Genomic DNA, 12,438 nt, shown 5'->3' on the forward strand with positions numbered 1-12,438 from the left:
GAGAAAAGAAGACAAGAAGAAAGACATGAGTACCGAAGAATTCCTGCGCTCTGCCCACCCGATCGAGCCCGCCGTGCGCACGCAGATCATGGAGGCCCTGAGCGACATCGAAGCAACGCATGACGTGACCGTGCTGTTCGCCTGCGAATCCGGCAGCCGCGGCTGGGGCTTCGCCTCGCCCGACAGCGACTACGACGTGCGCTTCATCTACGTCAACCGCCTGCCGTGGTACCTCACGGTGGCACCGCGTCGCGACGTGATCGAGGTGCCGATCAGCGGCGACCTCGACATCAACGGCTGGGACCTGCGCAAGGCGCTGGGCCTGATGCGCGAGTCGAACCCGACGCTGCTCGAGTGGCTGCGCTCGCCCATCGTCTACCGCGACGACGCGGTGGCGATGCCGCGCTTTCGCGCGCTGTCGGAGGCCGTGTTCTCCAACGCGCGCGGCTGGCATCACTACAGCTCGATGGCGAAGAAGAATTTCCGCGAGCATCTGCAGGCCGACGAGGTGCGCTACAAGAAATACCTCTACGTGCTGCGACCTCTGCTGGCCGCGCGCTGGATCCGCTCGCGCGCCGGCGTGCCGCCCATGCGCTTCGCCGACCTGGCGCAGCACACGCTCGACCCGGTGCGCGACGCGGCGCTGATCGCCGAGATCAACGCGCTGCTCGAGGTGAAGATGCGCGCCGGCGAAGCCGCGACCAGCCCGCGCTGGCCGGGTATCCACGCGTTCATCGAAGCCGAGCTGGCGGCCAATGCAGCCGAGCCGGTGACGCCGCTGCCGTCGGCCGATGGTTCGGGGCTCGATGCGTTCCTGTACGACACGGTGCTGCGTCTCGAGGCGGTGAACAAGAAGAAGGAGGCCGTCCATGATTGAACTCGACGGCTCCCAAGGCGAGGGCGGCGGCCAGATCCTGCGCACCAGCCTCGCGCTGTCGGTGGCCACCGGCCAGCCGCTGGCCATCGAGAAGATCCGCGCGGGCCGTGCCAAGCCGGGCCTGATGCGCCAGCATCTGGCGTGCGTGAACGCTGCCGCCGCGATCAGCGGTGCGCAAGTCGAAGGCGCCGAGCTCGGATCGCAGTCGCTGCGCTTCACGCCCTGCTCGGTGCGCGCGGGCGAGTACCGCTTCGCGATCTCGGGTGCGGGCAGCTGCATGCTGGTGCTGCAGACCGTGCTTCCGCCGCTGCTGCTGGCTGGCGCACAGAGCCGCGTGCACCTGAGCGGCGGCACGCACAACCCGATGGCGCCGCCGTTCCATTTCCTGGAGCGCGCTTTCGCGCCGCTGGTGCGCCGCCTGGGGGCGGACCTGCAACTGACGCTTCGCCGCTGCGGCTTCTACCCGGCCGGCGGCGGCGAGGTGGAGGCGGTTATCGTGCCGGCGGCCGGCCCGCTGCAGCCCTTCGACCTGACCGCGCGCGGCGCGCACCGGGCCGGTCACGCGGAGTGCCTGGCACCGGGCCTGCCGCGCCATGTGCCGACGCGCGAACTCGACACGCTGGGCGGCGCGATGGGCTGGTCCGGCGAGCAGCTGCGCCTGGGCGCGGTGCGCCAGAACGAAGGGCCGGGCAATGCGCTGATGGCCACGCTGGCCTACGAACACGTCACCGAGGTGTTCACCGCCTTCGGCGAAAAGTCGATGAGCGCGGAGCAGGTGGCGCATGGCCTGGCCAGGGAGCTGCGCGCGTTCCAGAAGAGCGAGGCGGCGGTCGGACCGCACCTCGCTGATCAGCTGGCGCTGCTGCAGGCGCTTGCCGCGTGGCAGGGCAGGAAGGCCTGCGCCTTCACCTGCAGCGAGGTGACGGAGCACACGCGCACCAACTGCGCGGTGATCGAGCGCTTCCTGCCCGTGCGCTTCGCCATCGCCGAGGGCGGCGATGCCTGCAGGGTGCAGGTCGCTCCGGCCTGAGCGGAAAACTCCTTTCCGCTGTCGTGGTTGAACGCGGCGCGGGCCGGCGGGAAACTCGGGACAAAGACAGGAAAGCCATGACCACCTCCTCATTCGTCTACAACAGCGTGCCCCAGCGGGTGGTGTTCGGCGCGGGGTCGCTGCAGCATCTGGCGCGCGAGATCGATGCGCTGGGCGCAAGGCGCGCGCTGGTGCTCTCCACGCCCGAGCAGCGCCCGCAGGCCGAGCGCGTGGCGGCCATGCTGGGCGGCCACGCGGCCGGTGTGTTCGACCGGGCGGTGATGCACGTGCCCATCGAGACCGCTCGCGAGGCCAGGGAGGTGGTGCAGCGCCTGGGCGCCGATTGCGCGGTGGCCATCGGCGGGGGCTCCACCACCGGTCTGGGCAAGGCGATCGCGCTCGACTCCGGGCTGCCGATCCTCGCCATACCGACCACCTATGCGGGTTCCGAGATGACGCCGATCTACGGCCTCACCGAAGCCGGCATGAAGAAGACGGGCAAGGACATCCGGGTGCTGCCGCGCACGGTGATCTACGACCCGGAGCTTTCCTTGAGCCTGCCCGTGGGCATCAGCGTGACAAGCGGCATCAACGCCATCGCGCATGCGGCCGAGGGGCTCTACGCGGTCGATTCGAATCCGGTGATGGACCTGATGGCGCAGGAGGGCATTGCCGCGCTGGGCCGGGCGCTGCCCGCCATCCGCGCCACACCGCAAGACCCGGGCGCTCGCGGCGATGCGCTCTATGGCGCCTGGCTCTGCGGCGCGGTGCTGGGCAATGTCGGCATGGCACTGCACCACAAGCTGTGCCACACGCTGGGCGGCAGCTTCAACCTGCCGCACGCGGAGACGCACACCATCGTGCTGCCGCATGCGCTGGCCTACAACGCGGAAGCGGCGCCGCAGGCCATGGCGCGCATATTGAAGGCGCTCGGGGGAAGCAGCAGCGCCGCGCAGGCCGTGTACGACCTGGCACGCGACAACGGCGCGCCTGTCGCGTTGCGCGACATCGGCATGAAGGAGTCCGATCTCGACCTGGCCTGCGAGCGTGCGCTCAAGAACCAGTATCCCAATCCGCGCCCGCTGGAGCGCGATGCGATCCGCGCCCTGCTGCAGAACGCCTGGGAAGGCGTGCGGCCCTGAACCGGCGGGGCAGGGCCGCGTGCGGCTTTACAGGCCGGCCTGGCGGGTGAAGGACACGCTGGGCTTCTTGTAGGCCTGCGGTACTTCGTCGCGGTAGAAGGCGCGGCGGTCCAGGCTTTGCAGCGGGTTGTGCGCGGCGGCCACGGCCTGGTCGCGGACCGTGCCGCGGTCAAGCGTGGAATTGAAAGCCACGGCGCCTTCGGCGGCGGTGTCCGAATAGGCGTTGCCTTCGCGCGTGGCGGCCACGGCTTCGGCCTTCACGTCGGCGCGGCTGGCGGACGAGGTGATGGCATGCACGCCCTCATAGGTTTCTGCATGTGCCGCACCGGCGGCGCCCAGCAGGGCGAAGGCGGCGGCAAAAGCGGAAGCGGCGATGCGTTGCTTGGTGTTCATGGTGAGAATCCCTTTGGTTCAGTGTGTGGGCGGCGGACATTCGTCGTTGCCACAAGCTGAAGTGTGAAACCGCCGTGCGGTTTGCGATGTGCGTTTGCGCACCGCATTCGGCAACTACTACGCGCATACGGCACCAGTGGATGCGTAGAGCACCGCAAGAGGTTCGGAGCGCCCGCGCACCGCGAGCGTTTCAGGCGTGCCCAGGGTGTGCGCCACGCCCGCCTGCTCGGCCGCGAACAGCGAGACGACGAGGCGCGACGCCGCCGTCTTCGAATGGTCCTGCAGCCGGCTCGCGGTGTTCACCACTTCGCCGATGGCGGTGAAGGTGGTGGTTTCCAGGTAGCCCACCTCGCCCACCGCGGCGCGGCCCGCATGCAGGCCCATGCCGAACTCCAGCCGCTGGCCGAACTGCGCCTCGAAGCCCTGGCTCCATGCGTCCATGCGCTCGCCGATCAGCTCGGTCGCGCGCAGCGCCTGCCTGCAGGCGGTCGGCAGGTCGCAGTCGAGCCCGAAGATGGCCATCACGCTGTCGCCGATGAACTGGTTGGGCACGCCGCCGCTCTCGCGCACGGCCGCGCCCACGGTGGCGAAGTAGCGATCGAGCACATAGGCCAGGTCGAAGGGCCACTGCCGCTCCGACAGGCCTGACCAGCGCCGCAGGTCGACGAACAGGATCGCCACGTCTCGCTCGCGCCCGAAGCTGCCGACCGGCGCGGGCCGGCCTTCGTTGGGCAGCGGCGCGAACAGCGGCGTCACCTCGATGTCGCCGCGCGGGCGCAGCTGACAGGCCAGCCGCACGTCGGCGGGCGCGCGCACGCGCTCCAGCGTGCGTTGCTCGTCGCGGCCCGCTTCTCCGACGTGCTCCGCCGGGCCGGCCACGCGCACCCGGCAGGTCGAGCAGCGCGCCCGGCCGCCGCAGATCGACAGGTGGTCGATGCCGTGCGAACGGCTCGCCTCCAGCACGCTCCAGCCGCGCGGCACCTGCACCGTGCGGTCGGGATAGCGCAGCGTGATCGACGGCTGTCGCGACCAGCGCGCGAAAGCGTTGCGCCCCCAGCGCGCCAGAAGCAGCAGGGCCAGCGCCAGTCCGTAGAACCACTTGATGCTGTCTTCGGCCGTACCGAGCGCCTTGCCCTGCTCGGGCGTCGGCAGCACGACGGGCGGCACGCCGGTCCACTGGAACTCCCGGCCCATCGACACGAAGCCCATCGCCGCCGTCAGCGGCAGCGTCACGGCCACGGCCAGCAGCAGGTAGGAAAAGCGCCGGTACGCCGGCTGCGCCCGCAGCGCGAAGTGCAGGCCGAGGCAGCCGTGGGTCCAGGCCGCCAGCATCATCACCAATTGCGCGGCCGCGCCCTGCCAGTCCCACAGGCCCCAGACCACCCGCACGTACGAGCCCTCGATGCCGTAGGCCATGTAGGCGCCGCGCATGGCCGTGAGGTGGGTGGCCAGCAGCAGCGGCAGCGCAAAGCCCAGCAGCACCCGCAGGCCCTCCAGCGGCGGCATGCGCAGGGTGCGCCGCTCCCACAGCGCGACCACGGCCAGCACGAGGTGGGTGCCCGCGGCGCCATACAGCAGCGCGGTGCCGGGCAGGCTGTGCCAGAACTTCTGCACGCCGCGCAGCACGGTTTCGGCGGCGGCAAACGAATAGATGCCGAGCGAATGGTTCAGCAGGTGAACCGTGATGTAGGCCATCAGCACCAGCCCGCTCGCCCAGCGGAGATTGCGCCGTGTCGGCGTTCTCGGGGAAAAGTGCGGTTGGGGGGAACGTCTGTCCATGAACGGGTTCGAAGCGGCTCCCGAGCATAATCCGCGCGCTCATCCCCCTTGACCACAGACCCCGGCATGGACAAACCAGACCCTGTCCCGCGTTCCAGCCTCGCACTGCGCCAGATCGCGCTGCTCGAAGGCCTCTCCGACCAGCGGCTGGACCTGCTGGCCCGGCAATGCCTGTGGCACAGCGTGGAAGCCGGCAAGCCCCTGCTGCTGCGCGCCGAGCAGCAGGGCGAGGTGTTCCTGCTGGTCTCGGGCCGGGTGCGGGTGACGACCTATTCGGCCAACGGCCGGCAGGTGACCTTCCGCGACTCGGAGGCCGGGGAGCATTTCGGCGACATCGCCGCCATCGACGGCGGCCCGCGCTCGGCCGACGTCGTCACCCTTGCGCCCAGCGTGGTCGCCAGCCTGGACCGTGCCGCCTTCATGGCCCTTTTGCGCGACGAGCCGCTGGTGGCTGAGCGGGTGATGCTGCGGCTGGCTTCGCTGGTGCGGCAGCTGTCGGAACGGGTGATCGACCTGAGCACCCTGGGCGTGCAGAACCGGCTGCACGCCGAGCTGCTGCGCCTGGCCCGTGCCGCCGGCCCGCATGGCGGGGACGCCAACCAGGCCCGGCTGGACCCCGCGCCCAAGCATGCGGCGCTGGCCAGCCAGATCAGCACCAACCGCGAGCAGGTCACCCGCGAACTCAACGTGCTGGTGCGCAGCGGCGTGCTGCGCAAGGACGACAAGGCCCTGCTGGTGGCCGACATCGCCCGCCTCGAGGCGATGGTCTCGCAGGTGCGGGGCGACGCCGGCTGAACCGGCCGGCCGTCAGTTGAAGCGGCCGTTGCGGCCGCCGATGCTGAAGCGGCCGGCGCCCAGCAGCACCACCGTCAGTGCGCCGAACAGGTACAGGCCCTGCAGTTCCAGCGCCCAGCCGCCCTGCTTGGTCAGCGCGAACAGGTCGGCCATGTGCACGAGGCCGAAAGCCACCAGCATGTTGATCACCACCACGCCGGCGGCGGCGCGGGTGAAGAGGCCCGCGATCATCAGCAGCGGCGCGACGATTTCGCCGACGTACACCAGGTAGGCGATGCCGCCCGGCAGCCCGGCCTTGGCCAGCATGCCCGCGATGAAGCCGACGCCCGCCGACAGCTTGAAGATGCCGTGCAGCAGCACCAGGAAGCCGACCGTCACGCGGATCAGCAGCTTGCCGGAGTCGTCCAGCGTGGTGGGGGAGACGGCGGAAAGCGGCGATGCGATCGGCGCACGTGGGGTGTTGGCGGCTGCGGCCTGGGTGTTCATGGCGGATCCTTGGAAATTGAAGGCCGCCGCGAAATGCGACGGTTGCGCCGCCAGTGTGCGCAGCCGCCGGAAAGCGGGATGTGCGTAAACGCACATGTTTTGCCGCAAAGCCGCCTCAGCGCGCGCCGAAATGGCTGGTCCACTTGCGTTCGTAGTCCATCTTCGCGAAGTGCGCCGCCATGAAGTCGATGAAGCTGCGCACCTTGGCCGACAGGTGCTTGCGGCTCGGATACGCCAGGTTGATGGTCAGGTGCGGCAGGTCCCAGTCGTCCAGCGTGGGCACCAGCCGGCCGGCCACGACGTCGTCGTAGACGATGTAGGTCGGCTGCACCAGGATCCCCATGCCGTCGAGCGCGGCGGCCCGCAGCACCTGGCCGTCGTTCGACTCGAGCAGCCCGGTGACCGACACCGTTCGCGTCTCGCCCCGGCGGCTGAAGCGCAGCTCGTTCGGGTTGTTGGCGTGGGTGTAGATCAGCAGCTTGTGCCGCGCGAGTTCTTCCAGCGTCTTCGGAAAGCCGTGCTGCGCAAAGTAGCGCGGTGACGCCACCAGGATGCGCCGCGTCTCGCCCAACCGGCGGATCGTGACGTTCGAGTCGGGCTCGAACTCACGCGTGCGGATCGCCACGTCGATGTTGTTGTCGATCAGGTCGAAGTACCGGTTGGCGGCTTCCACGTGCACCGTCACGCCCGGATAGCGCTGGGTGTATTCGCGCAGCAGCGGCGCGATGTGGTGGATGGAGAACGACAGCGACGCCGTCACCCGCAGCGTGCCGGTCGGGTTGAAGGCGGTGGCGTTGACCGTCGATTCCGCATCTGCCAGGTCGCTCAGGATGGCGCGGGCGCGGCCGCAGAACTCGCGGCCCGTGTCGGTCAGGTAGAGCCGGCGGGTGTTGCGCTCCACCAGCCGCGCGCCCAGGCGGTCCTCCAGCGCACTCAGGTGCCGGCTCGCGGCGGCGTTGGAAAGGCCCAGCGCCTCGGCCGCCCGGCTCAGGCTGCCGGCATCGGCGATCTGCACGAGCAGGGCGATTTCGGTCCAGCGGTCCATGGGGCGGTGTCTCCGGGGCTTGTCTTCTGTGTGTTCGGACGATTTTGGCGCAGCGGCGTTGCGACCGTTCCGCTGGGCGGAAAAATCATTTGCGCCCGGCGGCTTTCGGCGCGGCGGCGCGCGGCCTAAAGTGCGCCGTACCTACGAGACGACATGGAGACACCACGATGCGCAACCTCAACCAGGACAACATCACGCAGGCCGTGCTTGCGCGCTTCGCCGACACGCCAGACCCTCGCCTGCGCGAGATCATGACCAGCCTGGTGCAGCACCTACACGCCTTTGCGCGCGAGGTGAAGCTCACCGAGGACGAGTGGTTCCAGGGCATCCAGTACCTCACGGCCACCGGCCAGAAGTGCGACGACAAGCGGCAGGAATTCATCCTGCTGTCGGACGTGCTGGGCCTGTCGATGCTCACCATCGCGATGAACAACGACAAGCCCGCGGGCTGCACCGAGGCCACGGTGTTCGGCCCCTTCTACTTCGACGGTGCCCCCGAGTACGAGCACGGCGACGACGTGGCCAACGGCGCCGAGGGCGAGCCCTGCGACGTGCATGCCACCGTGCGCGGGCTCGGCGGCGAGCCGGTGTCCGGCGCGGTCGTCGACGTGTGGCAGGCCGACGCCGGCGGCCACTACGACGTGCAGCACGCCGGGCTCGACCATGCGGAGAACCGTGGCACGCTGCGCACCGGGCCAGACGGCTCGCTGCATTTCCGCAGCGTGGTGGCGGTGGCGTACCCGATCCCGGTCGACGGCCCCGTGGGCGACCTGCTGCGCGCGACGAAGCGCCACCCGTGGCGGCCCGCGCACCTGCATTTCAAGATCGAGGCGCCGGGCTACGAGCGGCTCATCACGCACGTGTTCCGCGACGGCGACGAATGGCTGGACTCCGACGCCGTGTTCGCGGTGCGCCAGTCGCTGGTCGCGCCGTGGAAGAAGCAGGACAACGGCCGCTGGCGCCTGGACTTCGACTTCGTGCTCAATCCGCTGAAGCAGCCGGCCCGGCAGTAGGAGGCAAGGCCGGCGGCGCCGGGCGCGTTCCGCGCCATCCTGCTACGCTCGGAAGGCCCGCCCGCATGGCGGGTTTTCTTTTGCCTTCCGCCCATGGTTTTCCCCCTGATCACCGACCCGCATTTCTATGCGGTCGCCATTCCCGCCGTGCTGCTGCTCGGCATCAGCAAGAGCGGCTTCGGCGCCGGCTTCGGGTCGCTCGCGGTGCCGCTGATGGCCCTGGCCGTCACCGTGCCGCAGGCAGCCGCCATCCTGATGCCGCTGTTGCTGCTGATGGACGTGCTGGGCCTGGCCGCGTTCCGGCGCGACTTCGACCGCTCGCTGCTCAAGTTCCTGATTCCGTTCGGCCTGCTGGGCACGGTGATCGGCACGCTGCTGTTTCGCATGCTGCCGGCGCACACGGTGGCGGGCATCGTCGGCGTGTTCACGCTGCTGTTCCTGGCGCAGCGCCTGCTGTTCCCGCCCAAGCCTGACGACCCGCTGCCCTCGCGCCGCGTGGGCGCGGTGCTGACCACCGTGTCGGGCTTCACCAGCTTCATCGCGCATGCGGGCGGCCCGCCCATCAACGCCTACGTGATTCCGCTGCGGCTCAAGCCCGTGATCTTCACGGCCACCATGGCGTATTTCTTCTTCGTGGTGAACCTCAGCAAGTGGATTCCCTACGCCTGGCTGGGCCTCATCGACTTGCGCACGCTGGCCACTTCGCTGGTGCTGATGCCGATCGCGCCGTTCGGCGTGTGGGTCGGCATCCGCATTGCGCGGCGTATCGACGCGACCTGGTTCTATCGCTTCGTGTACCTGGGCATGCTGCTCACGGGCCTGAAGCTCGTCTACGACGGATTCATCGCCTGAGGCCCGCGCGGCGGCCCGTCAGAACTCGACGATCGACTTGAAGCCGCCGAAGATCATGCGCCTGGCGTCGAAGGGCATGGTCTTGGGGTCCATCGATGCGATGCGCGGGTCGGCCATCACCTTGGCGTTCACCGTGTCGCGGTGCTTGCGCGACTTGTAGGTGATCCACGAGAAGGCCACGGTCTCGTCGGCCTTCTGCTTCACGCTCTGTGGAAACGAGGTCAGCTTGCCGGGCTTCACGTCGTCGGCGATGCACTCGACGTATTCGAGCGCGCCGTATTCCATCCAGACCTTGCCGGCCTTGCGCGCCAGCTTGCGGTAGGCCTCTACGTTGGCACTGGGAACGGCGACGATGAAACCGTCTACATAACGAGCCATGGAAGTTCTCCTGAACAAAGAGTGGAACCGTTGAAGAAAAAATACCGGCGGCTGCATGTGGCCTCCTGGCTCACGATGCCGCCGATCCACGGGGTGCCGCTTCTTCTTCGTTGTTGTTGTCCTGCATCTGCCCCGGCATGGTGGAGCGAAGCAGCAACGCCCCGATCAGGCCCGCCGCCGCCGCGAACACGGCGCCGACGAGAAACGCAAGGTTGTAGCCGCCGGTGAGCGCCAGCGGCATCTGCGCGCCGGCGGCCTCCATCGACGCGGTGCGCGCCGCCGCGGCGCTGGCCAGCACCGCCAGGCCCAGCGCGCCGCCCATCATGAAGGCCGTGTTGACCACGCCCGAGGCCAGGCCCGAATCGGACGGGCCCACCTCGCTCATGGCCGCCAGCAGCACCGGGTTGAACGCCATGCCCGCGCCCAGGCCGAGCAGCATCATGCCGGGCAGCACGTCGACCACGAAGCTGCCGTTGACCGGTGCGCGCGCGAACAGCGCCAGCCCGATGGCCGCGAGCCACAGCCCCGCCGCCAGCGGCTTGCGGATGCCGAAGCGCATCACGATTTTTGCCGACAGGCCCAGCGAGAACACCGCCATGATGATGTTGGCCGGCAGGAAGGCCAGGCCGATCTGCATCGGCGTGTACTGCAGCACCAGCTGCATGTAGAGCGCCGAGATGAAGAACCACGCGAACATGGCGGCCGCCCACAGCACGCCCACCACGTTGGCCACCGACACGCTGCGCAGCCGGAACAGGCCCAGCGGCATCAGCGGATGCTGCACGCGCGCCTCGATGGCGATGAACACCGCCAGCAGCACCACGGCCGCGCCGAGCAGGCCCACGGTCTGCGTGGAACCCCAGCCCGCTTCGTTGCCGTTGACCACGCCGTACACCGCCAGCATGAGCGACAGCGTGACCGTCACCGCGCCGGCCACGTCGAGCTTCTCGCCGTGCGCATGGCCGCGCGCGCTCGGCAGCAGCGCCACGCACAGCGCATACACCGCCACGCCGATCGGCAGGTTCACCAGGAAGATCCAGTGCCAGCTCAGCGTGCTCGTGAGCAGGCCGCCCAGCAGCACGCCGATGCTGCCGCCGCCCGCGCACACGAAGCCGTACACGCCCATGGCCTTGGCGCGCTCGGCCGGCTCGGTGAAGAGGTTCATGATGAGCGAGAGCGACACGGCCGAAACCACCGCGCCGCCCAGCCCCTGGACCGCACGGGCCGCCACCAGCAGCACCTGCGAGTTGGAGATGCCGCAGGCCAGCGAGGCCAGCGTGAACAGCACCAGCCCTATGAGAAAGAGCTTGCGGTGGCCGTACAGGTCGCCGAGCCGCCCGCCCAGCAGCAGGAAGCCGCCGAAGGTCAGCATGTAGGCGTTCACCACCCAGACCAGCGATGTCTCGGTGAAGCCGAGGTCGGTGCGGATCGAGGGCAGCGCGACGTTCACGATGGTGGTGTCCAGCACGATCATCAGCACGCCGAGGCACAGCACCATCAGCGCGAGCCAGCGCTTTCGGCTGTCGAGTGCGTCCGTCATGCGCGTCACACCAGGGGCTTGCCGCCGTTGATGAGCCAGGGCGTGCCGAAGCGGTCGGTCACCATGCCGAAGCCCTCGACCCAGAAGGTCGGGCCGAACTGCATCGTGACCTTGCCGCCCTCGGCGAAGGCGTCGAACACGCGCCGGGCTTCGGGCACCGTGTCGAGCGTGAGCGCCACGCCGAAGCCCTTCATGCCTTCGTAGGGCATGCCGGGCATGGAGTCGGAGGCCATGAGCAGGCCGTCGCCATAGGCGAGGGCGGCATGCATGATGCGGTCGGCCGCGCCGGGCGGGAACTGCTCGGCGCCGGGCGCCTGGGCCATGGTCATCATCATCTGCATCTTGCCGCCGAGCGTCTTCTCGTAGAAGCGCATGGCCTCGGCTGCATTGCCGTCGAACGTGAGGTAGGCGTTGATGGGGGACATGAGAGTTTCCTTGGTTGCTTTTGAGTGGCTGTCTCGAGGTTGGCAGGGCCCCATGAGCTTGGCGACATGGGGGCTCGGGCCGTGCTTGAACCAGGTGACCCGTGACGAAAGAAAGATGCGCGGTCAGGCCGGTTGCGCCACGACCAGCAGCCAGCCCACGCCGAAGCGGTCGGTCAGCATGCCGAAGCTGGAGGTGAAGAAGGTCGGGATCAGCGGCTGCATCACCTGGCCGCCTTCGGCCAGCGCGTTGAACCACTTCACGGCTTCGGCGTCGGTGCCGGCGGTGAGGGCCAGCATGATGCCCTCGAACTTCGGCTGGCCCGAGCAGCGGCCGTCGGAGGCCATGAGCTCGGTCTCGCCGATGCGGACCACCGCGTGCATCACCTTGTCGGGCGCGGGCCCGGCACCGCCGCAACTGGCGTCGGGGTTGCCGGAAGCGGCGGGCTCGGGTGCCGGCGCGTCGGCATAGCGCATCAGCTGGATCGTTTCGGCGCCGAGCGCCTGCTTGTAGAAGCCGAGCGCTTCGTCGCAGCGGCCTTCGAACGAGAGGTAAGACTGGACTTTCATGGCGATTCCTTCTGGCGGATGAGGTGGGTCGGTGGGGCCACGGCGTATCAGGCCGCAAACAATCGGATTACTTTGTGTACACCGTCCACAAAGAATAGCAGGGATAATGGACGGTG

General features: G+C 68.9%; 14 protein-coding genes. 6 read left to right on the plus strand and 8 right to left on the minus strand.

The window, feature by feature from the left end:
• Positions 1-25 precede the first annotated feature (25 nt).
• From C4F17_RS23580 to C4F17_RS23590, 3 genes are all read left to right on the plus strand, one after another.
• Complete coding sequence (locus C4F17_RS23580) at positions 26-877, plus strand: nucleotidyltransferase domain-containing protein (protein WP_106936866.1); 852 nt, start codon at positions 26-28, stop codon at positions 875-877.
• Positions 870-1,907, plus strand: coding sequence for an RNA 3'-terminal phosphate cyclase (gene rtcA / locus C4F17_RS23585; protein WP_106936867.1), 1,038 nt, complete (start codon positions 870-872; stop codon positions 1,905-1,907). The genes C4F17_RS23580 and rtcA overlap by 8 nt, the downstream gene beginning before the upstream one ends.
• Positions 1,908-1,984: 77 nt before the next feature.
• A complete protein-coding gene (locus tag C4F17_RS23590; protein WP_106936868.1) occupies positions 1,985-3,049 on the plus strand; it encodes a maleylacetate reductase in 1,065 nt (354 codons plus the stop codon).
• Between the two features lie 27 nt (positions 3,050-3,076).
• Here the strand turns inward: C4F17_RS23590 and C4F17_RS23595 are convergent, their stop codons facing one another.
• Together C4F17_RS23595 and C4F17_RS23600 are read right to left on the minus strand one after the other, a co-directional pair.
• Positions 3,077-3,442, minus strand: a complete 366-nt coding sequence (locus C4F17_RS23595) for an alpha/beta hydrolase (RefSeq protein WP_106936869.1) — start codon at positions 3,440-3,442, stop codon at positions 3,077-3,079.
• Positions 3,443-3,559: 117 nt separating this feature from the next.
• On the minus strand, positions 3,560-5,221 hold the full coding sequence (locus tag C4F17_RS23600; RefSeq protein WP_106936870.1) for an adenylate/guanylate cyclase domain-containing protein: 1,662 nt from the start codon (positions 5,219-5,221) through the stop codon (positions 3,560-3,562).
• A gap of 66 nt (positions 5,222-5,287) precedes the next feature.
• On the opposite strand from C4F17_RS23600, the gene C4F17_RS23605 reads away from it, so the two are divergent.
• Complete coding sequence (locus tag C4F17_RS23605) at positions 5,288-6,016, plus strand: Crp/Fnr family transcriptional regulator (RefSeq protein ID WP_106936871.1); 729 nt, start codon at positions 5,288-5,290, stop codon at positions 6,014-6,016.
• Positions 6,017-6,028: 12 nt separating this feature from the next.
• On the opposite strand, the gene C4F17_RS23610 is transcribed toward C4F17_RS23605, so the two are convergent.
• Together C4F17_RS23610 and C4F17_RS23615 are read right to left on the minus strand one after the other, a co-directional pair.
• Positions 6,029-6,502, minus strand: coding sequence for a DoxX family protein (locus C4F17_RS23610; protein ID WP_106937680.1), 474 nt, complete (start codon positions 6,500-6,502; stop codon positions 6,029-6,031).
• 115 nt (positions 6,503-6,617) lie between these two features.
• Positions 6,618-7,547 carry a LysR family transcriptional regulator gene (locus C4F17_RS23615; RefSeq protein ID WP_081269956.1) on the minus strand — a complete coding sequence of 310 codons (930 nt, stop codon included), beginning with the start codon at positions 7,545-7,547 and terminating at the stop codon, positions 6,618-6,620.
• 167 nt (positions 7,548-7,714) lie between these two features.
• Between C4F17_RS23615 and C4F17_RS23620 the strand changes: the two genes are divergently transcribed.
• Positions 7,715-8,560, plus strand: a complete 846-nt coding sequence (locus C4F17_RS23620; RefSeq protein WP_106936872.1) for an intradiol ring-cleavage dioxygenase — start codon at positions 7,715-7,717, stop codon at positions 8,558-8,560.
• A 93-nt stretch (positions 8,561-8,653) separates the two neighbouring features.
• Positions 8,654-9,412 carry a sulfite exporter TauE/SafE family protein gene (locus C4F17_RS23625; protein WP_106936873.1) on the plus strand — a complete coding sequence of 253 codons (759 nt, stop codon included), beginning with the start codon at positions 8,654-8,656 and terminating at the stop codon, positions 9,410-9,412.
• An 18-nt stretch (positions 9,413-9,430) separates the two neighbouring features.
• Here C4F17_RS23625 and C4F17_RS23630 read toward each other — a convergent pair whose 3' ends face one another.
• From C4F17_RS23630 to C4F17_RS23645, 4 genes are all read right to left on the minus strand, one after another.
• Positions 9,431-9,790: a DUF1428 domain-containing protein gene (locus tag C4F17_RS23630; protein ID WP_081269953.1), complete on the minus strand. Its 360-nt coding sequence runs from the start codon at positions 9,788-9,790 to the stop codon at positions 9,431-9,433.
• 70 nt (positions 9,791-9,860) lie between these two features.
• On the minus strand, positions 9,861-11,330 hold the full coding sequence (locus tag C4F17_RS23635) for a DHA2 family efflux MFS transporter permease subunit (RefSeq protein ID WP_106936874.1): 1,470 nt from the start codon (positions 11,328-11,330) through the stop codon (positions 9,861-9,863).
• A gap of 5 nt (positions 11,331-11,335) precedes the next feature.
• The gene (locus C4F17_RS23640) at positions 11,336-11,755 is read right to left on the minus strand and encodes a VOC family protein (protein ID WP_106936875.1); all 420 of its coding nucleotides are present in this window, start codon (positions 11,753-11,755) and stop codon (positions 11,336-11,338) included.
• A 123-nt stretch (positions 11,756-11,878) separates the two neighbouring features.
• Positions 11,879-12,322 carry a VOC family protein gene (locus C4F17_RS23645; protein WP_081269951.1) on the minus strand — a complete coding sequence of 148 codons (444 nt, stop codon included), beginning with the start codon at positions 12,320-12,322 and terminating at the stop codon, positions 11,879-11,881.
• Positions 12,323-12,438 lie beyond the last annotated feature (116 nt).

This window comes from Variovorax sp. PMC12, assembly GCF_003019815.1.
Classification (GTDB): domain Bacteria; phylum Pseudomonadota; class Gammaproteobacteria; order Burkholderiales; family Burkholderiaceae_C; genus Variovorax.

Coding starts and splice junctions, on each gene's coding strand:
- C4F17_RS23615 (WP_081269956.1), bottom strand. CDS start 7,547: ATGGACCGCTGGACCGAAATCGCCCTGCTCGTGCAGATCGCCGATGCC.
- rtcA (WP_106936867.1), top strand. CDS start 870: ATGATTGAACTCGACGGCTCCCAAGGCGAGGGCGGCGGCCAGATCCTG.
- C4F17_RS23635 (WP_106936874.1), bottom strand. CDS start 11,330: ATGACGGACGCACTCGACAGCCGAAAGCGCTGGCTCGCGCTGATGGTG.
- C4F17_RS23600 (WP_106936870.1), bottom strand. CDS start 5,221: ATGGACAGACGTTCCCCCCAACCGCACTTTTCCCCGAGAACGCCGACA.
- C4F17_RS23590 (WP_106936868.1), top strand. CDS start 1,985: ATGACCACCTCCTCATTCGTCTACAACAGCGTGCCCCAGCGGGTGGTG.
- C4F17_RS23645 (WP_081269951.1), bottom strand. CDS start 12,322: ATGAAAGTCCAGTCTTACCTCTCGTTCGAAGGCCGCTGCGACGAAGCG.
- C4F17_RS23595 (WP_106936869.1), bottom strand. CDS start 3,442: ATGAACACCAAGCAACGCATCGCCGCTTCCGCTTTTGCCGCCGCCTTC.
- C4F17_RS23640 (WP_106936875.1), bottom strand. CDS start 11,755: ATGTCCCCCATCAACGCCTACCTCACGTTCGACGGCAATGCAGCCGAG.
- C4F17_RS23610 (WP_106937680.1), bottom strand. CDS start 6,502: ATGAACACCCAGGCCGCAGCCGCCAACACCCCACGTGCGCCGATCGCA.
- C4F17_RS23630 (WP_081269953.1), bottom strand. CDS start 9,790: ATGGCTCGTTATGTAGACGGTTTCATCGTCGCCGTTCCCAGTGCCAAC.
- C4F17_RS23625 (WP_106936873.1), top strand. CDS start 8,654: ATGGTTTTCCCCCTGATCACCGACCCGCATTTCTATGCGGTCGCCATT.
- C4F17_RS23620 (WP_106936872.1), top strand. CDS start 7,715: ATGCGCAACCTCAACCAGGACAACATCACGCAGGCCGTGCTTGCGCGC.
- C4F17_RS23605 (WP_106936871.1), top strand. CDS start 5,288: ATGGACAAACCAGACCCTGTCCCGCGTTCCAGCCTCGCACTGCGCCAG.
- C4F17_RS23580 (WP_106936866.1), top strand. CDS start 26: ATGAGTACCGAAGAATTCCTGCGCTCTGCCCACCCGATCGAGCCCGCC.